Genomic DNA, 24280 nt, shown 5'->3' with positions numbered 1-24280 from the left:
GGGGTGGGGCGGGACCGGGCGTCAGTCGCCGTCGGGCAGATCGCGCCCCTTGCTGCTGCGCCAGATGGCGCGCACCAGCCACAGGCCGCCGGCAAACGCACTGGCGAAGCCGATGAAACCGAACGCGGGCAAGCCGAACAGCGTGGGGCCGCCCTGCACCGTCATGACGATGGACGAGCCGATGATGAGCGCGGCGATCACCAGCGCCATGGTCAGGCGGTTGGCGGCGCGGTCGATCTGGTCACCCACGCGCTTGAGGTGCGCGATGTCGATGCCCACATGCACCTTGCCGCGGCGCGCGTTGCGCAGCAGGCGCGACACGTCGTGCGGCAGCTGCTCGGCCACGGCCAGCGTGCGCCGCAAGGTCTGCCACGCGCGGCCCGCCACCACCTTGGGCTCGTAGCGCGCGCGCACCACCTTCTTGAGCAGGGGCAGGGCCTCGCTGGTCATGTGAAAGCCCGGGTCGAGCCCGCGGCCCATGCCTTCGAGCGTGATGAAGGCCTTGATGAGCAGGGCCATGTCGGACGGCAGGCCGAGGTGGTGCTCGCGCAGGATGGTGGTCACGTCGGCCAGCATCTGGCCGAGGTTGAGCTCGGCCAGCGGCGCGCCGTGGTACTGGTCGACAAAGGTTTCGATCTCGGTTTCGAGCAGGCTCAGGTTGAGGCCGTGGTCGTCGCCGGTCCAGTCGAGCAGCACGTCGGCCACCGTCTGCGGGTTGCGCTCCACCAGGCCCAGCAGCAGCTGCAGCAGCTCCTCGCGCCGGTGCGCCGAGAGGCGGCCGACCATGCCGAAGTCGATGAAGGCGATGCGGTTGCCGTCGAGGTAGAACACGTTGCCAGGGTGCGGATCGGCGTGAAAAAAACCGTCTTCCACGATCATCTTCAGCACGGCCTGCGCGCCGCGCTTCGCGAGCAGGTTGCGGTCCAGCCCTTCGGTGTCGAGCCGGGCCAGGTCGTGGCCGGCGATGCCGCCCACGAAGTCCTGCACGTTGACGCGCTCCTTGGTGTGCGCCCAGTGCACCTTGGGCACCACGATCCAGGGCAGGGCGACCATGTTGGCGGCGATGCGCTCGGCGCTGCGGCATTCGCTGGCCAGATCGAGCTCGCGCTGCAGCGAGCGCGCGAGTTCGCGCACCAGCTGCTGCGGGCGGTAGGGCTTGAGGGCCGGCAGCTCGGCTTCGGCCAGCGCGGCCAGGCGCGCGAGCAGGCGCAGGTCGGCCTCGATGATGTCGGTGATGCCGGGGCGGCGTATCTTGACGATCACCTCGCGGCCGTCGTGCAGCTGCGCACGGTGCACCTGCGCGATGCTCGCAGCGGCCAGCGGCTCCACATCGAAGCGCGCGAACACGTCTTCGGGCTCACCGCCCAGGTCTTCGCGCAGCTGGGGCCGCAGCTGCTCCAGCGGCAGGGCGGGCACGTTGCTGTGCAGCTTTTCGAACTCGGCGATGTAGTCGGGGCCGAACAGGTCGGCGCGGCCGGCCAGGATCTGACCCAGCTTGACGAAGGTGGGGCCGAGCTCTTCGAGCGTGAGGCGCAGCTGCACCGGCGGTTCCAGACGGGCGAGGTCGGCGGCGTGGTCCCACTTGATGGCGTGGCCCGCCTGCTCCAGCCGGTCCGCGAGGCCAAGGCGGCGCACGCTGTCGCCAAAGCCGTGCCGGATCAGCACGCCGAGGATGGCGTTCAGACGGCCCATGTCGCGGGCGGCACCCAGGGTTTCGATCAGCATGCGGCCATGATAGACCGGCCCATCGGTCTGCCGAAGCCGCTCAGGCCACCGGCTGCAGCGCGGCGAGCTGGGCCAGGAAAGCCGGCGGTACCGGGGCCGGTTTGCGCGCCGCGCGGTCAATGAAGACGATGCCGATCTTGCCGCGCGCCACCTCGCGACCGGTCTCGACGCAGTCCATGCAATAGACCAGGTCGAAGCCGCAGCGGCTGACGTCGTGCGGCAGCATGCGCACCCGCATGGTTTCACCGTGAAACCCCTCGGACTTGTACTGCGCCACGAGGTCGCCCACCACGATGGGGCAGCCCGCCACATCGGATTCCCGGTGGCCGAGCGACTGGAAGAAACGCACCCGCGCCTCGGACACCAGGGTCAGCAGCTGGGCGTTGTCCAGGTGCCCGCCCTGGTTCACGTGGCTGATGTAGATCTGGATCTCCGTCGCGAAGACGAAGCGGTCGGGCAAATCGAACTGGATGCGGGGCATGCGGAAAATGAAAACGGGGCCTTTGGAGGCCCCGGGACTCACTTGCGGTCGGGCAGCTCGATCTTGACTTCCAGCACGTCGAGGTTGTCCTGGCGGTCGAGCTGGACCTTGATGTCGTCCTGGTTGATCTTGATGTACTTGCTGATCACAGCCACCAGCTCGCGCTGCAGCGCCGGCAGGTAATCGGGCTCCGAAGCGCTGCGACCGCTGCGCTCGTGCGCCAGGATGATTTGCAGCCGCTCCTTGGCGACACTGGCGGTCTTCTTTTTCTCGCCCAGAAAGAAGGACAGAAAGGACATGGCTCACTTCCCCCCGAACAGGCGCTTGAAGAAGCCCGGCTTGTCGGCGTCGATGAAGCGCAGGGGCTTCTCGCCGCCGAGGAATCGGTCGATCACGTCGCTGTAGGCCTCGGCCACGTCGGTGCCCTTGAGGTGGATCGCCGGCATGCCCTGGTTGGACGCGGTCAGCACGTTCTCGCTCTCGGGGATCACGCCGATCAGCTTGATGCGCAGGATGTCCTGGATGTCTTCCAGGCTGAGCATCTGGCCGTCGGCCACGCGCGTCGGGTTGTAGCGCGTGATCAGCAGGTGTTCCTTGATCGGCTCCTTGCCTTCGATGGCGCGCTTGGTCTTGCTGCCCAGCATGCCCAGGATGCGGTCGGAGTCGCGCACGCTGGAGACTTCAGGGTTGGTCACGATCAGCGCTTCGTCGGCGAAGTGCATGGCCATGAGCGCGCCGGTCTCGATGCCGGCGGGCGAGTCGCAGACGATGTATTCAAAACCCATCTCCGACAGGTCGGACAGCACTTTTTCCACGCCGTCCTGCGTGAGCGCGTCCTTGTCGCGCGTCTGGCTGGCCGCGAGCACGAACAGGTTGTCGCACTGCTTGTCCTTGATCAGCGCCTGGTTCAGGTTGGCTTCGCCCTGGATCACGTTGATCAGGTCGTACACCACGCGCCGCTCACAGCCCATGATCAGGTCCAGGTTGCGCAGGCCGACGTCGAAGTCGATCACGGCGGTCTTGTGGCCGCGCAGGGCGAGGCCGGAGGCGAAGCTGGCGCTGGTGGTGGTTTTGCCCACGCCACCTTTGCCGGAGGTGACGACAACGATTTTGGTCATGGTGAGGGGGTCTTTCTGGATCGGGGAGGAATCGGGGGTCGGAGGCATCGGCCTCAGACCGAGATGGCGTCAACAACGAGCTTGTCGCCGTCGGGGCCGGGTGTGAGGCGCACCTGGGCGGGTTTGCCCTGCACCTCGGGGGGCAAGGGTTTCTCGCTGGTGCGGTAGATGCCGGCGATGGAAATCAGCTCGGGCGACATGGCGAGTGCGAAGATGCGCGCGTCGGCGTTGCCGCGCGCGCCGGCGATGGCTTTGCCGCGCAGCGGGGCGTAGACGTGGATGTGGCCGTCGGCGATCACCTCGGCGCCGGGGTTCACCATGGCCATGACCACCAGGTCGCGGCCGCGCGCGTAGACCTGCTGGCCCGAGCGCAGGGGCTTGTCGATCACCATCGCGCCCGCGGCGGGCGCCGGGGGTGCGGCGGGCTCGGGCGCTGGCGCCACCTCGACGGGCGCGGCCGGCATCGGGCGGTGCACCGTCGCGTCGGGCGCCGCGATCAGGCCAAACGACGCGGCTTGGGCCATCTGGTCGGCATCACCGCCGCGCACGGCCAGCGGGCTCAGGCGGTGCGCCTGCAACAGCCCGACCAGCGCTGCGAAGTCGACGGCGGCGCCGGGGTCGGCGGCCTGCAGGGGAAAGAGGTCGATGACCAGCGGATCGTGGTCAAAAAAGTCGGGAATGTCGCCGAAACGCTGGGCGAACTCGGCGCTCAGGCGGGACAGGTCGGCCGATTTGAGCAGCAGGGCCACCAGCGGCAGGTTGGCGCTCTTGATTTCGAAGGCGGTGGGAGCGCTGGCGCTGAGGATGGTGGACATGTATCCGTGCGGAGGCTGGATGACGCCGGAGACCCTCCGGCGATGCAGCGGGCAGTTTACCAGCCACCCCCTGCGCTGTTGGCACGGGCGCGTGTCCACATGTGACGGGGGTCGGCGCCGGCGTGCCGCAGGACAAACGTCAAGGCCAACCGGCCCCGGACCGCCCATACTGGCGTCGCATGACACCCGCCGCCGCGCCACCCCGCACCACACCCGCCTTCCGGACCTGGGTGCGCATGACGCGCCCGGCCTTTCTGCTGCTCACGGTGGTGGGCTGTGCGCTGGGCACGGCCACCGCCGCCGCCTGCGGTTGCGGCTTGGACCCCTGGCTGGCGCTGGCCGCCACCGGGCTGGCGGTGCTGGCCCACGCGGCGGGCAACGTGCTCAACGACCTGCACGACGCGCGCAACGGCGCCGATGCCACCAACACCGGGGGCATTTTTCCGTTCACGGGCGGTTCGCGGCTGATCCAGAACGGGCACGTGAGCGAGCGCGACACCGCCGATCTGGCCAAAGGCCTGCTGCTGCTCCTGGTGCCCGCCGGCCTGCTGCTGGCGGTGAAGACCGGGGGCGGCGTGTTGGGGCTGGGCATGGCCGGGCTGCTGCTGGCCTGGGCGTATTCGGCCCCGCCGCTCAAGCTGATGTCGCGCGGCCTGGGCGAGCTGGCGGTGGCGCTGGTGTGGTTTCTGGTCGCGATCGGGGCCGATTACGTGCAGCGGCGCCAGTTTTTCGTGATCCCGGCCAGCGCGGCCCTGGGTTTTGCGCTGATGGTGGCGGCGCTGCTGCTGATCAACGGGTTTCCCGACGCGCGCGCCGATGCCCGGGTGGGCAAACGCACGCTGGTGGTGCGGCTGGGCCCCACCTGGGCCGCCGGGCTGTACACCTGGCTGGTGGTCTGTGCCCACTCATGGCTGGTGCTCAGTGTGGGGCTGTTGATCCCGCCCCGGGAAGCCCTCTGGGGCCTGGTGTCGCTGCCGTTCTCGCTGGGCGCCACGTGGCTGCTCTGGCGCCACCGCCACCAAACCGAACGCCTCAAGCCTGCGCTGGCGCTGACCGTGGCCGCCACCCTGCTGCACGGCCTGGGTATGGCAACCGGTTTTGCGCTGCTGGCTCGCCTTCACTGACGTTCGGCCAGTTTGACACCGCGCGGGGGTGACCGGCGTCAGCTCGGGGCACGTCTTAACGCCAGACCAGCGGTTTTTTGCACAAAGCTGTGCATAACTTTTTAAGAAGCATGTAGTTATCCACATCGCCTGGACACATTCGCGAGTTGTCCCCGTTGGGGCGCGCCAGCAACAGGGCCCTCTGCACACGGTTTCTGGCGACGCAAGTGCTTGATTCCGCGAAAGAAAAGCCGCTTGTCCACAAAAAATGACGCCCTCTACTACTACGACTATTTATAAATAAGACAGTAAGAGCTAGTAGCAGAACAACCCGAAAACCGAAACCCCATCGTTGGCCTGAACACTGTTTTTTGAAAAACGGGGCTTCGACAGGTTCCGAAGTCCCCTCAGAGGGTTCTGCACAAGGCTGTGTATAAATTTCCAACAACCCATTGGTTATCCACAGAGTGTGGGCAAAACCGGGATTTGTCCCCGTTTCAAGACACGGGCAACAGCCCCCGCTCAACAGCCTTTTTTGCGGTGCAAGTGCTTGAAAAATTTCAGGAAAACCCGCTTGTCCACAAAAAAACGCGCCCTCTACTACTACTGCTATTTTTATTAAAGCTATAGAGAGATAGCAGAGGGATAAAAAAAACGCCCACAAGGCTTGCCTTGGGGCGTTTTTAAACGGCGTTCAGTTTTTCATGGGGTGTTGACCACCCCTGCGCATGAAGCAACGCCACCAGGGCACCGCCGGGCCGGCTTCGCCGGACGGCCAGTGCCGCCCCCTAGGGGGGTCGCGCAAAGCGCGGCAGGGGGGCTTTCAAAGCGTGTGCGTGACCAGCTTGAAGTCCGGGTCTTCCGGGAAGGGCTTGATCTGGTAGCCCAGGCCCTTCATGAGCTTGAGCATGCCGGGGTTGTTGGCCAGCACCAGGCCCTCGATCTCGGCCAGTCCTTTGTCCCTGGCCTCTTCCATGATGCTGAGCATCAGGCGCGAGCCCAGACCCTTGCCGTTGAAGTCGTCGGCCACCACCAGCGAGAACTCGCAGCTCGACTTGTCGGGGTTGGTGATGTAGCGCGACACGCCCACGATGCGTTCGGTCTCGACCATGTCGCCGTCTTCGCCGGCCTGCCGGGTGCGGTGGATCGCCACCAGCGCCATTTCGCGGTCGTAGTCGATCAGGGTCAGGCGCGAGAGCATGGAGGCCGGCAGTTCGGTCATGCTGGAGACAAAACGGTAGTAGCGGCTCTCGGGCGAGAGGTTCTGCACCAGGTCCTGCAGCATCTGCGCGTCGTCGGGGTGGATCGGGCGGATGGTGTACTCGCCGCCGCCGCGCAGCGGCCACACCTGCTCGTAACGCGCCGGGTAGGGGAGGATGGCCAGGTGGGCGTAGTTGCGGGCCGTGGCGGGCGCGCTCTCGATCACGATGCGCGCGTCCACCGCCACGGCGCCGTTTTCGTCCACGATGATGGGGTTGATGTCCATCTCGCGCAGCTGGGGCAGCTCGCACACCATTTCCGAGACGCGCAGCAGCACGTGCTCCAGCATGTCCATGTCCACCGCGCTGGCGCCGCGCCACTCGCCCAGGGTCTCGGCCACGCGCGAGCGCTCGATCAGGCGGCGCGCCAGGAACTGGTTGAGTGGCGGCAGCTCCATGGCGCGGTCGTTGATCAGCTCGATCATGGTGCCGCCGGCGCCGAAGGCGATCACCGGGCCGAAGGGGTCGTCGGTCACCAGGCCGATGCAGAGCTCGCGCCCGCGCTTGCTCTGCGCCATCTTCTGGATCGTCACCCCGTTGATCTTGGCGCCCGGCTGCAGCTTGGCCACGGCCTGCAGCATGGTGTTGTAGACGTCGCGCACGGCGGTGGCGTTCATGACGTTGAGCGCCACGCCGTTGACGTCGCTCTTGTGGCTGATGTCGGGCGAGTCGATCTTGAGCGCCACCGGGTAACCCAGCTGGGTCGCGATCATCATGGCCTCGTTGGCGCTGCGCGCCAGGATGGTCTGGGTGACCGGGATGTGGAAGGCCGAGAGCAGGGCCTTGGACTCCATCTCGGTCAGCACCTTGCGGCGCTCGGTCAGCACGTTTTCGATCAGCAGGCGCGCGCCCTCGATGTCGGGCTGGGCCAGGGTGGACAGCGGCGGCGGCGTCTGCTGCAGCAGCTGCTGGTTCTGGTAGAAGCTGGCGATGTTGCCGAAGGCGCCCACGGCGGCCTCGGGCGTGCGAAAGCTCGGGATGTTGGCCTTGGCCAGCACCTCACGCGCCTCGCCCACCGAGGCGTCGCCCATCCAGCAGCACAGCAGGGGCTTGCTCAGCTGCGTTTTCAGCTCGGCCATGGCCTGGGCCACGTCGGCGGCGTTCACACCGGCCTTGGGCGAATGCACGACCAGCACACCGTCCACCGAGCGGTCGCGGCCGGCGGCGTCGATGGCCGCGCGGTAGTGCTCGGCGGTGGCCTCCTCGGACACGTCGATCAGGTCGTGGAGCGTGGCCAGGGCCGGCATCTGGGGCTGCAGGGCCGCGACCGCCTCGGGCGAGAGCTTGCCCAGCTGCAGACCGATCTCGCTGGCCCAGTCGGCCGCGAGCACGCCCGGGCCGCCGCCGTTTGTGACGATGGCCAGGCGCTTGCCCACCGGGCGGTAACGCGAGGCCAGGCATTTGGCGGCGGAAAACAGCTCGACGAAGGAACGCACGCGCACCGCGCCGGCGCGGCGCAGGGCCGAGTCGAACACGTCGTCGCTGCCCACGATGGCGCCGCTGTGGGTCTGCGCGGCCTCGTTGCCGGCGGGCTTGCGGCCGGCCTTCAGCACCACCACCGGCTTGGCGTTGGCCGCCGCGCGCAGGGCGCTCATGAAGCGGCGCGCGTTGGAGATGCCTTCCATGTAGACCACGATGCTGTGCGTCTGCGCGTCGGAGGCCAGGAAGTCGAGCACCTGGGCGATGTCCACCGCCGTCTTGGGCCCGAGCGAGACCACGGTGGAAAAGCCCACGCCGTTCTGGCTCGCCCAGTCGAGGATGGACGAGGTGAGAGCGCCCGACTGCGACACCAGGGCCAGCGGGCCGACGCGGGTCAGCGGGCCGGCCACGCTGGCGTTCAGGCCGATGCGCGGGCGCTGGAATCCCAGGCTGTTGGGGCCGAGCAGCTGCATGCCGTGGCGGCGCGCCACCTGGTGCATGTCGGAGGCCACATCGGCGTTGGCGCCGCTGCCGATCACCAGCGCGGCCTTGCACTTGATGCGCCCGGCGATCTCCAGCGCCGCCACCGCCTCGTTGGGTGGCAGGGCAATGATGGCGAGGTCGGCGCGCGTCTGCGCCAGCTCGGCCAGCGTGCCGCTGGTGTGGATGTCGAGAAAAACGAACTTGCCGGTGAAGCGCTGCGCGGTCAGCGCGGCGGTCAGGTTGCGCGCGTGGGCGGTCTGCCCGTCGGGGTTGTCGTGGTGGCCCACGAAGACCGCGATGGTGTCGGGTTGAAACAGCGGGGTGAGGTAGTGTTTGTCCATAGGAGGTGTTGTTGTCAACGGAGCGCGTGACCGGATTCAGCACACGCCGAAGATCCGGCTCTGCCGGTCCCAGGGCGTGGTCTCCCCGGGGGGGAAGACGCGAAGCGGCGCAGGGGGGCGCATCAATCTGCACCGATCAAAACCCTGACATGTGCGGCCACGCTGCGCGCCAGGGGGCTGAGCACGTAGCCGCCCTCCAGGCACGAAATCACGCGGCCCTGGCAGTGTTTGTCGGCGACTTTCATCAGTTCTTTGGTGACCCAGGCGTAGTCGGCCTCGACCAGGCCGAGGTTGCCCATGTCGTCTTCGCGGTGGGCGTCGAAGCCGGCCGAGATGTAGATCAGCTGCGGCGCAAAGGCGTCGAGCGCGGGCAGCCACTGGCTGGTCACCGCTTCGCGGAAGGCGTCGCTGCCGCTGCGGCTGGGCAGGCCGACGTTGACCATGTTCGGACCGACAGCGTTTTCGCCGTTGAAGGGGTAGAGGCCTTTTTCGAAGATGGAGCACATCAGCACCCGCTCGTCGCCGCGGAAGATGTCTTCGCTGCCGTTGCCGTGGTGCACGTCGAAGTCGATCAGGGCCACGCGCTCCAGGCCGTGCACGTTGAGCGCGTGGCGCATGCCCACGGCGACGTTGTTGAAGAAGCAGAAACCCATGGCGGCCGAGCGCTCGGCGTGGTGGCCAGGCGGGCGCACGCAGCAGAAGGCGGTGGGCGCGTCGCCCGCGAGCACCAGGTCGGTCGCCTGCACCGCCGCGCCGGCCGCGCGCAGGGCGGCGGTCAGTGTCTGGGGGCACATGTTGGTGTCGGGGTCCACCGCGTGCAGGCCCTCGGCCGGTGAGGCCTCGAAGATCTCGCTCACGTAGAGCGAGGCGTGGGCGCGGCTGAGCTGCTCTTTGGTGGCCAGCGGCGCGTCGTAGGGAATCATGTAGTCGAGCAGCCCCTTGACCAGCAGATGGTCGTTGATGGCGCCCAGGCGCTCGGGGCATTCCGGGTGGTGCGCGCCCATGTCGTGGCGGGCGCAGTCGGCGTGGGTGATGTAGGCGGACAGCATGTCGTTGTGGTCTCCTCGGGCGGTGATGAACGGCCAGGTGGCTGCGCACCCGTGCCGATTGACTTGCATCAATCTAGACCCGAATGCTGACGCGCGTCTTGATGCAGGGCAACAAGACTTTTCAAAGCGATGGTTCGGGAGCGCGACCGCCATCCAGAACGCGGCCAAACGCACATCGGCCACTGAACGGAAATGCGAAACGGCACTGGACTGTTCAAAAACAGTTGCCGGAGCGCGTGCCTTCGTCGCAGGATGCGGTGGAACCGGCTCCGCCGGGCCACTCGCATCGCCCCCTGGGGGGTGACGCCGCAGGCGGCGCGGGGGGGGGGCCTACCGAAGCCCCGTCAGGGACCCAGCCACCAAACGTTTGAACGGTGTGAAGCGTTCACCCGCCTGCACCAGCACCTGGCGCAGCACGCGTGCCGGGGTCTGTTCGCTCGTGTAGAGCGTGGCCAGGGCGTGCGTGGCCATGTAGAGGCCGCGGCTGGCGCGCTGGTGGGTCCGCTGGTAGCGCGCCAGCAGCTCGGGCGAAGCGATGTCCTGGCCACGCTGCTGCGCCCGGATGAGCGCCCCGGACAGGGCCTCGATGCTGCGCAGGCCGAGGTTGAAGCCGTGCGCGGTGACCGGGTGCATGCCCACGGCGGCGTCGCCCACCACCGCGAAGCGCTGCGCGACCAGGCGGCGGGCCCAGACGCCCACCAGCGGGTAGGCGTGGCGCGTGCTGGCCAGGGTCATGGGGCCCAGCAGGCCGCCGAAACGCTGGGTCATCTCGCGGTTGAAGGCGTCTTCCGGCAGGTCCATCAGCGGCTGCAGGGCCTGGCTGGGCAGGGTCAGCACGACGGACGAGCGCGGCAGGCCGGTCTGCGGGCAGGGGTTCATGGGCAGCAGGGCCAGGGTCTGGCCGTGGTCGAACCACTCCCACGCGGTCTCGTGGTGGGGCAACGCGTGCGTCATGTTGCAGACCAGCATGGTGCGGCCGTGGTCGTGCATGTCGGCGGCGATGCCCATGGCGCGGCGGGTGCTGGAGTGGCGGCTGTCGGCCGCGACCACCAGCGCGGAGGTCAGCGTTTCACCGCTGGACAGGGTGAGCTGCGCTGAGTGGGCGTCGGTCTGGATGCGGGTCACCTGCTCGCCGCAGCGCAAGGTCGGCTGGCCCGGACCCTCTGCCATCGCCGCCTCGAACGCGGCGCGGCGGATGTGGTGATTGGCGACCAGGAAGCCCAGCTCGGGTTGGGTGCTGAGCGCGTGGCTGATCGTCATGCGCGACTGCCGCGTGCCCACGCCACCGTCGATCACCAGCGCGTCCTTCAGCGGCGCGATGTTCGCGTCGCCGAGCAGCGGCCAGAGACCGAGGCTGCGCAGCAGCGCTGCGCTGTGCTGGGTGAGGGCGATTTCGCGGCCGTCGAAGGCGGGGTGCTGCAGGGCGTCGAGAGATTGCTGTTCGATCAGGCAGATCCGCAGACCGCTGTCGCGCAGGGCGCGCGCCAGGCACAGGCCCGCCGGGCCGGCGCCCACGATGATGAGGTGAAAGTCCATGGCGGGGCAGCTTACGCGCCGACCCTGCGCCGGGGCTTGACTCAGGTCAAGCGGGCAACGCCCGCCGGGCGCCCACAAAAAAGCCCCGGACGGGCCGGGGCTTGGGAGCGGCGCTGAGCGGATCAGCCGCGTTTCTGCATCGGGCCTTCACAACCCGGCTCACCACCCTGGCCGCGCATGCCGTGGTGACCGCCGTGGCCACCTTGGCCGCCCATGCCGTGTTCACCCTTCATGCCAGCGCGGTGGAAGCCGTTGTGGCCCTGGGTGTCGAACACCTTTTGCTGCTCGGGCGTGAGCGCGGCGTAGAAGGTCTTGACGGCGTCGATGCGCTTGGTCATCTGGGCGTCGCGCTCGGCCTTGTGGGCCTGCATCTTGTCCAGGCGCTGCGGCGTGGTCAGCTTGGACCAGTCTTCGCCGGCGGTCTTGCCCATGCGCGGTGTGGGCGTGGTGCTGGCCACGTAGGCGTTCCAGGCGGGTTCCTGGGCCGCCGTGATCTTCAGCGTGGTCTTGAGTTGCGCCTGGTGTTCGGCGTGGCGCTTTTGCATCTGCTCCATGCGTTGGGCCATCTTGCCGGCCATGTCGCCCTGGCCCTTGCCCGCTTCGGTGGCGCGCTGGGCCATGTGCTGGGTGTGCATGTCGGGTGACATGCCCGGGCCGCCGGCGTTCTGGGCGATGGCGGTGGCCGAGAGGCCGACGAAGGCGGCCGCGAGCGAGGCGGCGATGAGGGTGCGTTTGTTGAACAGTTTCATGGATCACTCCTGAGAGGTGGAAAAAGCCGTTCCAGGGATCTCAGCGAGGGGCTGTCTCTGGAATGGCTCCAGTGTGGAAGTGCCGTGTAAGCGCTTTGCGGCCTTGTGCTGCGGGTTTGTAAAGATATGTTCCGTTTTCGCAGCGGCGGAGCCCCAGTCTGCGCCGAAAGGCGCGGGACGCGTGGGGGTCAGCGATCCGGCGCCGGGCCGCCCCAAGCCGGATCAGCCCCCTCGGGGGGCAGCGACCCGCGCAGCGGCGGAGTGTGGGGGCATGGTTTCGTCGCCGGGCCGCCCCAAGGCGAAACAACCCCCTTGGGGGGCAGCGACCCGCGCAGCGGCGGAGCGTGGGGGCGACATCCCTCAGGGATGGGCCAGGTCGTCCAGGATGGGACAGTCGGGGCGGTCGTCGCCGGGGCAGTGGCAGACCAGCTCGCCCAGGGTGCGCTGCATGGCCTGCAGCGCGGCGATGCGCTGGCCCAGCTCGTCGAGGTGCTTCTGTGCGATGCGCTGCACGCTGGCGCTGCTGCGGCGCCGGTTGTGCCACAGGCCCACGAGCTCGGTGATCGCGTCCAGCCCGAAGCCCATGTCGCGCGCGCGGCGGATGAAGCGCAGGCTGTGCACGTCGGCCAGGCTGTACTGGCGGTAGTTGCTGTCGGTGCGCGCCACCTCGCCCAGCAGGCCCAGCGATTCGTAGTGGCGCAGCATCTTGGGCGAGATGCCGCTGAGCGAGGCGGCGGTGCCGATGCTGACCGGCCAGGCCATGCCGCCGTCGAGCGCGGGCTCATCGACCGCTGACGCTGCGCCAGTCTTCATGCCGCGACCGCGTAGCCTTCTTCGCGGATCGCGGCGGCGAGCGCCTCGCGTGGCTGATCGCTCTGCACCTCGACGCGGTTCTGGCTGCGGTCGATCGTCACTTCGGCTTTCGGGTCCAGCGTCTTGATGGCGGTGGTGACCGCTTTTTCGCAGTGGCCACAGGTCATGCCTTGCACGGTGAGGGTCTGGTTCATGGTGAAACTCCTGGGTTGAAAACCCGATGCTGCAGCTTGACATGGTGTCAAGGTCAAGCCTTGGTCGCCGGAAGATACACCTTGTGGCTTGACCTTGCCATGGGGGTAAAGCTTATAACTCAGGGATTCCCCCCGCGCCGCTTCGCGTCACCCCCCAGGGGGTGATGCCTGTGGCCCGGCAAAGCCGGTTCCCCGGCATCCTCGAATGAAGACACGTGCGCCGGAGCTGGACTTCCTTTCTTCTGAGAGGCCAGCTGCTTGCTACCCCTCTGATTTGTTTCCATGAACACAGCCACCTTAGAAACCTCCGACCCCTCCGCCTTCCAGATCGACCTGGGCATTGGCGGCATGACCTGTGCCTCCTGCGTGTCGCGGGTGGAGAAGGCCCTCAAGAAACAACCCGGCGTGAGCGAAGCGACGGTGAACCTGGCCACCGAGTCGGCGCGCATCCGTGTGAGCGGCAGCGACGCGACCCACGCGACCGCCCTGCTCAAGCGCGCGATCCGCGACGCCGGCTACGAGCCGCGTGCCATGGACGCGATGGACCACGAGGAGCGCGAGCGCTGGCACGGCATTCCGCTGGACCTGCTGCCGGTGCTGATGGGCGCGCTGCTGTCGGCGCCGCTGGCGTTGCCCATGGTCGGTGACCTGTTCGGGAAGCACTGGATGCTGCCGGCCTGGGTGCAGTTCGCGCTGGCCACGCCGGTGCAGTTCTGGCTCGGCGCGCGCTTCTACAGGGCGGGTTGGCACGCGCTCAAGGCGCTCACCGGCAACATGGAGCTGCTGGTGGCCATCGGCACCACGGCGGGCTGGGCGCTCTCGACCTGGCTGTGGCTGAAGGCCGAGCCGGGCGAGATGGTGCACCTGTATTACGAGGGCTCGGCGGTGGTGATCACGCTGGTGCTGCTGGGCAAGTGGCTGGAAGCGCGCGCCAAGCGCCAGACCACCAGCGCCATCCGCGCGCTGCACGCGTTGCGCCCCGAACGCGCGCACCTGCTGCCGGACGGCATCAAGCGCATCGAGATCACCGACGTGGCGGTGGACGAGCTGCTGCCGGGCGACATCATCCGCGTGTTGCCGGGCGAGCGTTTCGCCGCCGACGGCGAGCTGCTGCTGGGCCAGACGCAGGCCGACGAATCCATGCTCACCGGCGAGGCCATGCCGGTGCCTAAGCAGCCGGGCGACCACGTCACCGGGGGTTCGCTCAACGGCGAAGGCTCGGTCGAGGTGAGCGTGCGCGCGGTGGGCGCGCAGAGCGTGCTGGCGCACATCATCGCGCTGGTGCAGGACGCGCAGGCCGGCAAGGCGCCGGTGCAGCGGCTGGTCGACCAGGTGGCGGCGGTGTTTGTGCCGGTGGTGCTGGTGATCGCGCTGGTCACGCTGGGCGCCTGGCTCTGGAACGGCGCGCCCGTGGAAGTCGCGCTGCTGCACGCCGTGTCGGTGCTGGTGATCGCCTGCCCCTGCGCGCTGGGCCTGGCCACGCCCGCGGCCATCATGGCCGGCACCGGTGTGGCGGCGAAACACGGCATCCTGATCAAGGACGCGCAGGCGCTGGAGATCGCGCACCGCGTGGACACGGTGGCCTTCGACAAGACCGGCACGCTCACGCTCGGGCGTCCGCGCCTGCTGTCGATCGAGGCGGTGCCGGGGGTGGACGAAGAGGCGGTGTTGCGCGCGGCGGCCGCGCTGCAGGCGCAGAGCGCCCACCCGCTGGCCCGTGCGGTGATGGACGCGGCCGGTGCACGCGACTGCCTGCCCGCGCCCGACGCGGCCCAGGACGTGCAGGCCGTCACCGGGCGCGGCAGCCTGGGGCGGGTGGGCGGCGTCACGCTGGCGCTGGGCAGCCTGCGCTGGATGGACGAGCTGGGCGTGCCCATGGGGCCGCTGGCGCTGGCGGTGCACCAGCGCCAAGGCGCGGGCGCCACCGTGTCGCTGCTGGCCAGCCAGACCGACGAGACCTCGCCCTGGACCCCGCTGGCCTTGCTGGCCTTCGGCGACGAGCCCAAGCCCGGCGCCCGCGAGGCGCTCGCGCAGTTGCGCGCCAAGGGCATGCGGCTGTTCATGGTGTCGGGCGACAACCAGGGCGCGGCCGACGCCATGGCGCGCACCCTGGGGCTCAACGCCGACGGTGGCGAGGTGATTGCCGAGGTCTTGCCGGGCGACAAGGCGGCGGTGGTGCAGCGGCTTCGGGAAGGACGGACCGACCCGGCGCCGGGCCGCCCCAAAACCGACCAGCCGCTGGAGGGGGCCGCGACCCGCGAAGCGGTGCAGCGCGGGGGCCATGTCGTGGCCATGGTGGGCGACGGGGTGAACGACGCGCCCGCGCTCGCCGCGGCCGACGTGGGCATGGCCATGGGCGGCCGCGAGGGCGGCTCCGACGTGGCGATGCACGCCGCCGGCATCACGCTGATGCGCGGCGATCCGATGATGGTGGCCGCCGCGCTCGACATCTCGCGCCGCACCGTCAGCAAGATCCGCCAGAACCTGTTCTGGGCCTTCGCCTACAACGCGGCGGGCATCCCGCTGGCCGCGCTGGGCTACCTGAGCCCGGTGCTGGCGGGCGCGGCGATGGCGCTGAGTTCGGTGAGCGTGGTGAGCAACGCGCTGTTGCTCAAGCGGTGGAAGCCGGGGCGGTGAGGGGAACCAGGCGCTGGCTCAGTGGCGGACGGCTTCGGCCGTGCGCTCCGTTGCCGGCGTGGGCCCAGTGACCGGTGCCTCGACCAGGGGCCGTGCGGGCACATGACCGTTGAGCGCCTGCTGGGTGTCGAGTTCGCGCATCTGCTTGAAATCGTTCAGAAACAGGATCTTCTGCCCATCGTTGCGGAGCTGGATGTGGGTGACTTCGCCCAAGGCCGCGCGGTGCTCCAGCAGGTAGTTCCGGGACGACTCGGCGATGTGGGCGATCTGGTTGTTGGTGAAGCGCCCACCCGCTTGCAGTGAATCGATCATGCGGTCCAGCGCGGCACTGCTTTGGGCGTCCAGTGCCGGCGCCAGGCCCAGTGCTTTCAGGGTGGCGTGGTCGCCGAAACCAGAAGGCGCCAGCCGGTGCTCGCGCTGAAAGTCGGTGAGCGTGCGCTCGGTTCCTGCGCCGAAGCCGCCATCGTCTTTCAACGCCTTGCCCTCCCGCTGCAGGGCCTGCTGAAGCAGCCTCACATCGTCGCCCTTGTCGCCGCGGTCGAGCACCGACGGGTCGTTGACGTCGCGCCGATAGGCGGCGAGAGCGGTCTGGATCTCGGGGATGTTGTTTTCATCGGAGGGTCGGTAGCCACTGCTCGCAACCTGGCGGTGCGCCTCTTCCATCGCGACGGCGTTGCCGGGTTTCTGGAAGTTCTCCTGGTATTGGCGGGCGAGTTCGCCGGCTTTGTCACCGTGATAGCCCTTGTATTTCTTGGTGCTCGAATCGACGACCTGAATGATCCCTTCGTAGTCGGCACCGCTTTTGAGGGACTCGACCAGCTTGTTGTATGTCAGAGGGTGTTGGTTGGCAGATTTGGCCAAGATGCACATCACCTCGAATTTGCGCTCTTCGGAGATGTTTGACCCATAGCGGTCGATCACCTGCTGTGAAGAGTCTGCGATCGCTTGGATCTGCGGAAAGTCGATGTTTTGATGAATCCATTGCTTACCGGTGTCCGAACTGGCCCAGGCATTGAACGTGGCACGGTGTTCGTCTGAGATGAACCGGATCTCTGTTCGGCCCTCAAGACCGTTGCCATGGGAGAGTAGGTCGCTGCGCAACGCAGCCAGCCCTGTGGCATCTCTTGGAAAAGGCAGCTGGTTTTCTCTGGCGAAAGCAGATGCGCGGCCAATGATGGCGTCAACATATGTCGTTTCGCCCGGATTCGAGGCTCGCTGCTTCACGGACCCAAGAGGCCATGTCCCGCGTTGTCCAAGATCCACCTGAATCGTTCCGAGGGAATAGCCACTGTTGGCAATCACCGAGGACGGATCGCCCCATTTGTTCGCAGCCACGGACAGCCGGAACGCCGCGTTGCCACCTTCTGTGCCTCGCCCCACCACAAAGTACATCGCGCCGTTACGTTGCGCGGGGTCTTTGATATCAATTTGACGCATGTTTTCCCTCCTCTGATTTTCAGTTTCTCAGCCCACATGCGATTTCAAAGATCAAGGTGGTGGTACAGCTGCTGGCGACGCTGGGTGATCCACAGGATCTTGTTGGTGCCGACGGTCAGGTCTGAATCGCCTCCCAGTGGGTCATAGAAGGACACCGAAAACCGGCTTTCAGCATCCAGAAACACTTCCCATGCCTTCTGTGATTTGGCCAGTTCAACACGCTGTGCTTCATTGAGTTTGGCCGACAGGCGTCCAAAGAGTTGGTTCATCTGGGTTCGTTGCCACTTGATCTCTTCGTTGATGCAGTTGCCTTGCTCCAGCCGCCCATTGGCTTTTTTCATGCACTCCAGGTAAGTCTTGCTCTCCAGCTGGCCCAGTGCGGGTGGGGCTTCAAGCGTTTCGTTGGCCACCGTGGCGCAGCTGGCGGCACCGAGGGACAGGGCAAGGAGGGCGATTCGGATCGGCTTCATGGTGTGGGTGTGTGACAGCAGAGACAGGGCCAGCGGCGGCCCGGAGTGGGCGAAAATGCTAACACTTTGGTTTGCAACCGGATGTAAAAGCAACCCCTGTCAGGGGCAGGCTCAGGGGCAGGCTTGACATGGGTCAAGGCTGAGGGGAGCGTGCTCGGGCACAGTCCCGGAACCATTCACCGACCGAACGGTCGGGACCGCCTGCCGGAGACAACACCATGACCCACGAAGCCCTGCGCGTCATTCGCGAAGAACACGCCACCCTGGCCGCCATGTTGCAGTCGCTCATGCAGATGGTCCGGCGCGGGCCGGTGCACGAGGGGCAGGACGATTCGGCGCGGTTCTTCGATGTGCTGCGGGCCATGCTGTTCTACATCGACGAGTTCCCCGAGACCCACCACCACCCCAAGGAATCGGACCTGCTGTTTCCCCGGGTGGTGCGCGCCGCGCCCCATGTCATGGCCACCATCGACCAGCTGGAGCGCGATCACGCCAGCGGCGAGGCGCGGGTGCGCAAGATCATGCACCTGCTGCTGGCCTGGGAGCTGCTGGGCGAGGCGCGGCGCCCGGTCTTCATCGACGAGGTGACGCGCTACGTGGATTTCTACCTGGAGCACATGCGGCTGGAAGAAACCATCGTGCTGCCCGAGGCCGAGCACCACCTGAGCGAGGCCGACTGGCACGCGCTCAACGCCGCCTTTGCGACCAACCAGGACCCGCTGAACCACCGCGTGCCGCGCGACCCGCAGTTCGACCGCCTGTTCACCCGCATCGTGATGATGGCGCCCGCGCCGGTCGGCCTGGGCCAGTAGGCGCTCCCCGGCGGAGGCGGCCCGCGCTGTCCCGCAGACCACACGCGGGCGCGCCGCCCTGGCCCACAATGGCCCGGCCATGCCACGCAGCACCCTTTCCGCCGCCCTGACACCCGAGCCCCCGGACCGCACGCCCTACGTGCGCCTGGCGCTCGCGCTCTCGCTCGGCGCCGCCGTGTCGCTGGGCATCACCCGCTTTGCCTACGGCCTGCTGCTGCCGCCCATGCGCGACGACCTCGGCTGGAGCTACACGCTGGCCGGCGCCATGAACACCGCCAACGCCGTGGGCTACCTGATCGGGGCGCTGGCCATGTCGTGGCTGCTGCGGCGCACGTCGCCCACGCGCGTGCTGATGGCCGGCGCGCTGTTCGCCACCCTCTTCATGGCGGCCAGCGGTTTTTTCACGAGCGCGGGGGCGCTGATGGGGCAGCGTGCGCTGGCGGGTGTGGCGAGCGCGCTGGTGTTCAGCACTGGCGGTTTGCTGGCGGCGCGCCTGGGCGCACGCCAGCCCGCGCGCAGCGGTTTCCTGCTCGGGCTCTACTACGGCGGCACCGGCCTGGGCATTGTGGCCTCGGCGCTGGTCGTTCCCCTGGTCTTGCAGGCGGCCCGGGGGCAGGCCCACGCCTGGGCCTGGGCGTGGTGGGCGCTGGCGCTGGTGTGTGCGCTGGCCACCGCGCTCATGGTCTGGCCGGCGCGGGTGCTCGCGCGGCACGAGGCCGCCACCCCGGCGCAGGCCGCGGCGGCAGGGACGCCGGACCGGCGCGTGTTCCGCCTGAACGACTTTGCCTTCGGCCTGCTGGGCTACGCGGGCTTCGGCGTGGGCTACATCGGCTACATGACCTTCGTGATCGCGCTGCTGCGCGAGCAGGGCGCCAGCCCGGGCGCGGTGACCGCGTTCTACGCGCTGCTGGGCGTGGCGGTGGTGGCGTCGTCGCGCATCTGGGCGGGGCTGCTGGACCGCCACCGGAACGGTCGCGCGCTCGCCCTGCTCAACGCCCTGCTCGGTGTTGCCGCCATCCTGCCCGCGCTCACCAGCGCCTGGCCGCTGGTCATGGCCTCGGGCCTGCTGTTTGGCGGGGTGTTCCTCTCGGTGGTGGCGAGCACGACGGCGCTGGTGCGGCACAACCTGCCGCCCTCGCAATGGGCCGCGGGCATCAGCGCGTTCACGGTGGTCTTCGCGGCCGGCCAGATCGCGGGCCCCACGGTGGTGGGGCTGATCGCCGACGGTGCCGGCGGCCTGGCGCGTGGCCTGGTGTTTTCGGCGGTGGCGCTGTGGGCGGGCGCGGCGCTGGCCTGGCGTCAGCGGGCGCTGTGACCGGTCGGGGTCAGGGTGCGCACACGGGCTCGAATTCGGCCCGGACGGACAGGCCCTGGCTTGCCGTGACGCGCGCCGTGGCGCTGGTTGCGCCGATGCCCTGCCAGCGCTTGAACGCGTAACAAGGCTTGGCCACCGCTTCGAGTTCGAGTGGCACCCCGGCGAAATAGGTGCCGGTCCACGCGCCGTCCTGGCCGCTGCGCTCCGACAGGTCGCGGGTCTGGAGGGAGTTGACCCGGATCGAGCCCTGCGTGGCGTCGGGCGAGGCCACCGTCAGCTGGTAGGTGCCTGTCAGCCCGAACTGCCCCATCAGCTGCGCGCGCTGGATGGCGGGGCGCTGCTGCACAAAGCTGCGCATCTTCTGCACGTGCTGATCCCATTCGTCCACTGTGGCGGGCACTTTCCAGCGCGCCAGGTGGCGCGGCATCTCCGGCCGGATGTGGTCCTGCATGCGCTGGATGACGGCGGAGGTGCGCCGGGGGTCGAACACGGTGTTGAGCAGGTCGGCGAATCGGTTGATGAAGCGGGCCTTGAAGTCCGGGTTCTCCATGAGCCTTCGCAGCAGCAGGGTGGACCACTCGACACCATCGAGATTCTTGGTGCCTCTCGGGTCCAGCGCGCCGGCCAGGGTGTTGGTGGCGGGCATCGTCAGGGCCAGGTCGGCGTCGTACTGCAGCCAGCGCCAGCGCCCGTCGAGCACGCCTTTGCTGGTGTATTGGGCGCTGTCGCCCCGGTAGCGCCAGGCCTTGACGTTGTTGTGCGGCCAGTCCACGTTGCCCATGAAGATGTTGGCGATCTGGTAGTCGATGAAGCTGTCGATGTCGATCAGGCTGCCGGCCTGCCGGTACGACGCCTCGCGCCGCAGATCGGACTTCTCGAAGAAGGTCATCACCTGCTTCCAGTGCGCCGGGTCGCCCTCGATCACCGCGTTGTTCTCGACCAGCTCGATGTCCTTTTCGGGGATGGCGTACTTCTCGGAGAAGTAGTCGGTGTCGAAGTGCTCGCGCACGTTCAGGATGCCCCAGTACTCGCCGTTGAGAAAGGTCACCACCGGCTGGTAGCCCTGGGTCTCGATGTTCAGGCTTTTCACCACGGCCTGCGCGGCGGCGTCCTTGAACATGGTTTTCTGGAAGTCGTTGCCCGAGTTGCGCAGGATCAGCTTCTTGTGGTTGTAGTCCTCGCCGAACACCGGGTGCTGGAACTTGTTTTTGCCATAGCGTTTGCGGGCGTAGAGCCGCAGCGATTTGCTCGCGTTGGAGCGGCTGAAGCCGCCGTGCACCCGCACGCCGACGCGCTGGTCCATGCGGGCTCTTTCAGGCTCGTCGGTGGCGGAAAAAAACTGGAAGTGGGCGGGCGTGTCGTCGCCCCGCGCGTGCCAGTTGGCGGGGGCGTTGCCCCCGCGGATGGGTTGCCCCGGGTGCTGGCGGCGAAAGTCGTCGAAGGCCTTGCCCGCCACCAGGATCCCTTTGTCGTGGTCGAACAGCAGGTCCTCCTGCGCCACCAGCGAGACCACGGGCAGGGTGAAGGTGTCGCGCGGCATGACGAAGTAGGTGGCGGTGGCCACGGCGCTGCGCGCGCCGCCCTTTTTGACCGCCATGGCCCGGAGCACCGTGCCTTTGAGCAGGCGCGCCTGGGGGCGCGGGGCGATGGTGGGCAGCTGAACCGGCCCCGGCAACGCCCGGTTGATCGAACCGACCAGCCCGTTCAGGCGCTGTTCGCCGGCGCTCAGGTCCGCCAGGGGGGTGACGTAATAGGGCTCGACGTCGTGGTGCGTGGTCGAGATCCGGGCGATCCGGTCGGGCTGCGTCGAGCGGTCGGCGATGGCGATGCGGTGTTTGTAGCGGAGGCTCTGGTAGGTCTGCTCGTGGAACGCGCCGAACGGGTCGCCCGGCTCTCTGGGGTACTGGAGCTTGTAGCGGTAGGTGGTGCCGTTGACGTTGCCCGGGTCGGGCTCGGAGCCGTCGAGCGTGTAGTACACCGCCACCGTCGGATCGGGGTGCGACAGGCCGACGCTGATGTCGGCCTCGTAGAAGCCGCTGTCGTGCGAAAAGCGGGGCTCGTCCAGCGGCAGGGGGTTGGCCGTGGGCTCGCTGGCGCTGAAATCGACGCAGGCCGACAGCAGCAGCGCGGCGAGCAGGGCGATGGCGGGGCGGTGGAGGGTCATACAAGGGGGGTCGAGCGACCGCCGGGGCTGGGCCGGCCGCGGGGGCACATCAGCCCAGTGCCGCGATCTTTTTGAGGGTGGGGGTGAAGCGGCTGGACCGCTGCGCAGGCGAGGTGAGCGACAGACCCACGCAGTACTTGGAGCACAGCGACGCGGGCCGCGCGCCCAGGTCCTTCAGCACGCGGTCGGTCGCCGACACGCCCTTGGGCGACTTCACCTCGACCACCCAGAGCGATCCGCTCAGGGCGATCTCGCGGTGGCTCTGGGCGAAGTGCAGCTGGTTGTCGAGCGTGACCCGCTCGGGGCTGGCCTGGGCGATCAGGGTGGTGCGCTGGTAGCGCACCTGCAGCGTCTTGCGGTAACGGTGCGGCAGCTCGCGCTGGTGGTGGTCTTTCGCCACCGACTTGAGGTATTGGTCCAGCTCGGCGGGCAGTTCGTGCGATTCAAAATGCGCCGGGGTGATGGCCCGGCGCAGCTTGGACGTTTCGCCCCCGTTGCCCTTGAGCTTGACCTCCATGAAGAACTGCTGCGTGTCTTCGTAGTGCCGGTAGCGCACCTTGAGGCGCTTGCGGCGGTTCTGGTTGTGGTCGCGAAAGCAGTGCAGCGAGTCCGAATCGAAGTAGGCGCTGTGGTAGCTGAAGGCGGTCTTGCCGCCAATGTCCAGCGCATCGAAGCGGTCGCCGACCTGTCCCAGAAAACCGAGCACCTGCGCCCCGGTCAGCAGGTACTTGTTGTCCTTGCGGGTCATCAGCGCGGCGCGCTGGTTGAGCTCGGCGAGGCCGATCCGCTGGAACGCGGCGAGGCGGTCTTCGATGGGGCTCATTTGGGGCGGAAGTCCACTTCGGCCTGGATGACCTCGGTCACGTAGCACACGCTGCGCACGCGGTAGGACAGCACCTCCACCCCCAGGCGCTCCGACAGCAGCGTCTTGAAGCCCTCGGGGTTGGACATGAAGTTCTCGGGGATCGAATCGAGCTTCACGTCGATCTGGTTGACGGACTTCAGGATCTCGGGGTGGTCGATGATGAACACGCCCAGCAGCACGGCGGCGGTCAGCATCGCGGTCAGCGTCAGGCTGGTGCCGTCGATGGCCGAGATCACGGCGATGGAGATGCTGCCGAAGAAGTACGCCATGTCCGATTTGCTGATCGGCTCGGAGCGCAGCGTGAACAGCGCGAGGATGGCGAACAGGCCGAAACCGGCGGCCATGCCGAACTCCAGGTTGGAGAGGATCGCCAGCACCGCGAAGATGAAGATGTTGAAGAGCGCCGCCGAGATCGCGGTTTCCTTGTGTTTGTACCGGGGGTAATAGATCAGGAAGATCAGGATCAGCATGGCCCCCAGATCAAACAGGAACCGGGTCAGCAGTTCGACGTAATTCATCAGGTTCATGGGTGGCGCTCGGTGGGAGGGGCAGGTCCGTTCGGACCGGCTCACTGGGACGGGGAGGGTGCAGAACCCCGTCTTCGGGCGGGTCTGCGGGTGCACGCCGGCCTGTGCTGGCGTGGTTCGCGGCCCGCGGCAAAAAACCCGAAAGTTTAAGGTGCCGTTAAGGTGACCGTGGCAACGCCGGTGGCGGTGCCGTGAACAGTGTGGCGGCCTGGCCATGAAAAAGGGGCTCCGCGGAGCCCCTGGTGGTTTCAATCGGCGGCGGCGTACTTGGCTTACTTGATCAGCCCCTCGGCCTTCATGGCCGCCAGCACCGCCGGGCGGGCGCCCACGCGGGCGCGGTAGGCGGTCAGGTTCGCCAGGGCGCTGATGTCCAGGCCGACGGGCTTGGCCCAGTTGGTGACGGTGAACAGGTAGCCGTCGGCCACGGTGAAGGTGTCGCCCATCAGGTACAGCTTGCCGGCGAGTTCGCCGTCGAGCCAGGTCAGGCGGCTTGTTAGGCGCTGGACGGCGAGGGCCTTGGCTTCGGCAGGCATGGCAGGGTTGAACATGGGGCTGAAGCTTTTGTGCAGCTCGGTGCCGATGAAGTTGAGCCAGCTCTGCAGCTGGTAGCGGGCCATGCTGCCGTTGGCGGGGGCGAGGTGCTTCTCGGGCGCCTGGTCGGCGATGTACTGCACGATGGCCGGGCCTTCGCGCAGGGCTTCGCCGCTGTCGAGCACGAGGTAGGGCACATAGCCCAGCGGGTTGATGGTGTAGTAGTCGGTGCCGTCGGGCAGCTGGTGGGTTTTGGTGGGCGCGGGAATGGCCTCGAACGCCAGGCCGGCTTCGTGCAGGGCGATGTGGGGCGAGAGCGAGCAGGCGCCGGGGGAGTAATAGAGCTTCATGGTGTGTCCTCGGGGGTGTGATGGATAGGCGCTGCGCTGGGGCAGGGCTGGAGGCATTCTGGCCCAAGGGCGGAGGCGGCGCTCGCG

General features: G+C 67.8%; 21 protein-coding genes. 4 read left to right on the top strand and 17 right to left on the bottom strand.

Annotation, left to right across the window (positions count from 1 at the left end; all coding sequences use genetic code 11):
• Positions 1-21: 21 nt before the first annotated feature.
• The 5 genes from IV088_RS11545 to minC are packed head-to-tail and all read right to left on the bottom strand — an operon-like array spanning position 22 to position 4139.
• On the bottom strand, positions 22-1725 hold the full coding sequence (locus IV088_RS11545; protein WP_291101963.1) for an AarF/UbiB family protein: 1704 nt from the start codon (positions 1723-1725) through the stop codon (positions 22-24).
• 40 nt (positions 1726-1765) lie between these two features.
• The gene (locus IV088_RS11540) at positions 1766-2206 is read right to left on the bottom strand and encodes a thioesterase family protein (RefSeq protein ID WP_291101962.1); all 441 of its coding nucleotides are present in this window, start codon (positions 2204-2206) and stop codon (positions 1766-1768) included.
• 38 nt (positions 2207-2244) lie between these two features.
• A complete protein-coding gene (gene minE / locus IV088_RS11535; RefSeq protein WP_236963033.1) occupies positions 2245-2505 on the bottom strand; it encodes a cell division topological specificity factor MinE in 261 nt (86 codons plus the stop codon).
• Between the two features lie 3 nt (positions 2506-2508).
• Positions 2509-3324 (bottom strand): septum site-determining protein MinD, encoded by an 816-nt coding sequence (minD, locus tag IV088_RS11530; protein WP_291101961.1) that lies wholly within the window; start codon positions 3322-3324, stop codon positions 2509-2511.
• 53 nt (positions 3325-3377) lie between these two features.
• Positions 3378-4139: a septum site-determining protein MinC gene (minC, locus tag IV088_RS11525; protein ID WP_291101960.1), complete on the bottom strand. Its 762-nt coding sequence runs from the start codon at positions 4137-4139 to the stop codon at positions 3378-3380.
• Positions 4140-4318: 179 nt separating this feature from the next.
• Between minC and IV088_RS11520 the strand changes: the two genes are divergently transcribed.
• Complete coding sequence (locus IV088_RS11520) at positions 4319-5263, top strand: prenyltransferase (RefSeq protein ID WP_291101959.1); 945 nt, start codon at positions 4319-4321, stop codon at positions 5261-5263.
• A gap of 802 nt (positions 5264-6065) precedes the next feature.
• Here the strand turns inward: IV088_RS11520 and IV088_RS11515 are convergent.
• From IV088_RS11515 to IV088_RS11490, 6 genes are all read right to left on the bottom strand, one after another.
• Positions 6066-8744 carry a GNAT family N-acetyltransferase gene (locus IV088_RS11515; protein WP_291101958.1) on the bottom strand — a complete coding sequence of 893 codons (2679 nt, stop codon included), beginning with the start codon at positions 8742-8744 and terminating at the stop codon, positions 6066-6068.
• Between the two features lie 122 nt (positions 8745-8866).
• Complete coding sequence (locus tag IV088_RS11510; RefSeq protein WP_291101957.1) at positions 8867-9793, bottom strand: histone deacetylase family protein; 927 nt, start codon at positions 9791-9793, stop codon at positions 8867-8869.
• Positions 9794-10123: 330 nt separating this feature from the next.
• Positions 10124-11329 carry a 5-demethoxyubiquinol-8 5-hydroxylase UbiM gene (gene ubiM, locus IV088_RS11505; protein WP_291101956.1) on the bottom strand — a complete coding sequence of 402 codons (1206 nt, stop codon included), beginning with the start codon at positions 11327-11329 and terminating at the stop codon, positions 10124-10126.
• 122 nt (positions 11330-11451) lie between these two features.
• Positions 11452-12078, bottom strand: a complete 627-nt coding sequence (locus IV088_RS11500) for a Spy/CpxP family protein refolding chaperone (RefSeq protein WP_291101955.1) — start codon at positions 12076-12078, stop codon at positions 11452-11454.
• 360 nt (positions 12079-12438) lie between these two features.
• A complete protein-coding gene (gene cueR / locus IV088_RS11495; RefSeq protein WP_291101954.1) occupies positions 12439-12891 on the bottom strand; it encodes a Cu(I)-responsive transcriptional regulator in 453 nt (150 codons plus the stop codon).
• A complete protein-coding gene (locus IV088_RS11490) occupies positions 12888-13085 on the bottom strand; it encodes a heavy-metal-associated domain-containing protein (protein ID WP_291101953.1) in 198 nt (65 codons plus the stop codon). Before IV088_RS11490 ends, cueR begins: the two co-directional genes overlap by 4 nt.
• Before the next feature lie 282 nt (positions 13086-13367).
• Between IV088_RS11490 and IV088_RS11485 the strand changes: the two genes are divergently transcribed.
• Entirely contained in the window at positions 13368-15722 is a 2355-nt protein-coding gene (locus IV088_RS11485) for a cation-translocating P-type ATPase (RefSeq protein WP_291101952.1), read from the top strand.
• An 18-nt stretch (positions 15723-15740) separates the two neighbouring features.
• Here the strand turns inward: IV088_RS11485 and IV088_RS11480 are convergent, their stop codons facing one another.
• Together IV088_RS11480 and IV088_RS11475 are read right to left on the bottom strand one after the other, a co-directional pair.
• Positions 15741-17159, bottom strand: a complete 1419-nt coding sequence (locus IV088_RS11480; protein ID WP_291101951.1) for a peptidoglycan-binding protein — start codon at positions 17157-17159, stop codon at positions 15741-15743.
• 44 nt (positions 17160-17203) lie between these two features.
• Entirely contained in the window at positions 17204-17629 is a 426-nt protein-coding gene (locus IV088_RS11475; RefSeq protein WP_291101950.1) for a lysozyme inhibitor LprI family protein, read from the bottom strand.
• 218 nt (positions 17630-17847) lie between these two features.
• Here IV088_RS11475 and IV088_RS11470 point away from each other — a divergent pair, with 218 nt between their 5' ends.
• Positions 17848-18441: a hemerythrin domain-containing protein gene (locus IV088_RS11470; protein WP_291101949.1), complete on the top strand. Its 594-nt coding sequence runs from the start codon at positions 17848-17850 to the stop codon at positions 18439-18441.
• 79 nt (positions 18442-18520) lie between these two features.
• On the top strand, positions 18521-19756 hold the full coding sequence (locus IV088_RS11465; protein WP_291101948.1) for a YbfB/YjiJ family MFS transporter: 1236 nt from the start codon (positions 18521-18523) through the stop codon (positions 19754-19756).
• Between the two features lie 10 nt (positions 19757-19766).
• Here IV088_RS11465 and IV088_RS11460 read toward each other — a convergent pair whose 3' ends face one another.
• From IV088_RS11460 to gstA, 4 genes are all read right to left on the bottom strand, one after another.
• Positions 19767-21920, bottom strand: coding sequence for a CotH kinase family protein (locus tag IV088_RS11460; RefSeq protein ID WP_291101947.1), 2154 nt, complete (start codon positions 21918-21920; stop codon positions 19767-19769).
• 49 nt (positions 21921-21969) lie between these two features.
• On the bottom strand, positions 21970-22743 hold the full coding sequence (locus IV088_RS11455) for a polyphosphate polymerase domain-containing protein (protein WP_291101946.1): 774 nt from the start codon (positions 22741-22743) through the stop codon (positions 21970-21972).
• Positions 22740-23312: a DUF4956 domain-containing protein gene (locus tag IV088_RS11450; protein WP_291101945.1), complete on the bottom strand. Its 573-nt coding sequence runs from the start codon at positions 23310-23312 to the stop codon at positions 22740-22742. The genes IV088_RS11455 and IV088_RS11450 overlap by 4 nt, the downstream gene beginning before the upstream one ends.
• Before the next feature lie 272 nt (positions 23313-23584).
• Positions 23585-24193: a glutathione transferase GstA gene (gstA, locus tag IV088_RS11445; protein ID WP_291101944.1), complete on the bottom strand. Its 609-nt coding sequence runs from the start codon at positions 24191-24193 to the stop codon at positions 23585-23587.
• Positions 24194-24280: the final 87 nt, after the last annotated feature.

It is taken from the genome of Hydrogenophaga sp., assembly GCF_018780075.1.
GTDB lineage: Bacteria > Pseudomonadota > Gammaproteobacteria > Burkholderiales > Burkholderiaceae_C > Hydrogenophaga.
The sequence above is the reverse complement of the archived record's forward strand: the minus strand, read 5'-3'. Positions and strand labels throughout refer to the sequence as shown.

Bases quoted from the DNA above. Each gene is read 5' to 3' on its own strand.
- gstA (WP_291101944.1), bottom strand. From the start codon at position 24,193: ATGAAGCTCTATTACTCCCCCGGCGCCTGCTCGCTCTCGCCCCACATC.
- IV088_RS11475 (WP_291101950.1), bottom strand. From the start codon at position 17,629: ATGAAGCCGATCCGAATCGCCCTCCTTGCCCTGTCCCTCGGTGCCGCC.
- IV088_RS11470 (WP_291101949.1), top strand. From the start codon at position 17,848: ATGACCCACGAAGCCCTGCGCGTCATTCGCGAAGAACACGCCACCCTG.
- IV088_RS11465 (WP_291101948.1), top strand. From the start codon at position 18,521: ATGCCACGCAGCACCCTTTCCGCCGCCCTGACACCCGAGCCCCCGGAC.
- minC (WP_291101960.1), bottom strand. From the start codon at position 4,139: ATGTCCACCATCCTCAGCGCCAGCGCTCCCACCGCCTTCGAAATCAAG.
- IV088_RS11480 (WP_291101951.1), bottom strand. From the start codon at position 17,159: ATGCGTCAAATTGATATCAAAGACCCCGCGCAACGTAACGGCGCGATG.
- IV088_RS11460 (WP_291101947.1), bottom strand. From the start codon at position 21,920: ATGACCCTCCACCGCCCCGCCATCGCCCTGCTCGCCGCGCTGCTGCTG.
- IV088_RS11485 (WP_291101952.1), top strand. From the start codon at position 13,368: ATGAACACAGCCACCTTAGAAACCTCCGACCCCTCCGCCTTCCAGATC.
- IV088_RS11455 (WP_291101946.1), bottom strand. From the start codon at position 22,743: ATGAGCCCCATCGAAGACCGCCTCGCCGCGTTCCAGCGGATCGGCCTC.
- IV088_RS11510 (WP_291101957.1), bottom strand. From the start codon at position 9,793: ATGCTGTCCGCCTACATCACCCACGCCGACTGCGCCCGCCACGACATG.
- IV088_RS11515 (WP_291101958.1), bottom strand. From the start codon at position 8,744: ATGGACAAACACTACCTCACCCCGCTGTTTCAACCCGACACCATCGCG.
- IV088_RS11500 (WP_291101955.1), bottom strand. From the start codon at position 12,078: ATGAAACTGTTCAACAAACGCACCCTCATCGCCGCCTCGCTCGCGGCC.
- IV088_RS11450 (WP_291101945.1), bottom strand. From the start codon at position 23,312: ATGAACCTGATGAATTACGTCGAACTGCTGACCCGGTTCCTGTTTGAT.
- ubiM (WP_291101956.1), bottom strand. From the start codon at position 11,329: ATGGACTTTCACCTCATCATCGTGGGCGCCGGCCCGGCGGGCCTGTGC.
- IV088_RS11520 (WP_291101959.1), top strand. From the start codon at position 4,319: ATGACACCCGCCGCCGCGCCACCCCGCACCACACCCGCCTTCCGGACC.
- minD (WP_291101961.1), bottom strand. From the start codon at position 3,324: ATGACCAAAATCGTTGTCGTCACCTCCGGCAAAGGTGGCGTGGGCAAA.
- cueR (WP_291101954.1), bottom strand. From the start codon at position 12,891: ATGAAGACTGGCGCAGCGTCAGCGGTCGATGAGCCCGCGCTCGACGGC.
- IV088_RS11545 (WP_291101963.1), bottom strand. From the start codon at position 1,725: ATGCTGATCGAAACCCTGGGTGCCGCCCGCGACATGGGCCGTCTGAAC.
- IV088_RS11490 (WP_291101953.1), bottom strand. From the start codon at position 13,085: ATGAACCAGACCCTCACCGTGCAAGGCATGACCTGTGGCCACTGCGAA.
- minE (WP_236963033.1), bottom strand. From the start codon at position 2,505: ATGTCCTTTCTGTCCTTCTTTCTGGGCGAGAAAAAGAAGACCGCCAGT.
- IV088_RS11540 (WP_291101962.1), bottom strand. From the start codon at position 2,206: ATGCCCCGCATCCAGTTCGATTTGCCCGACCGCTTCGTCTTCGCGACG.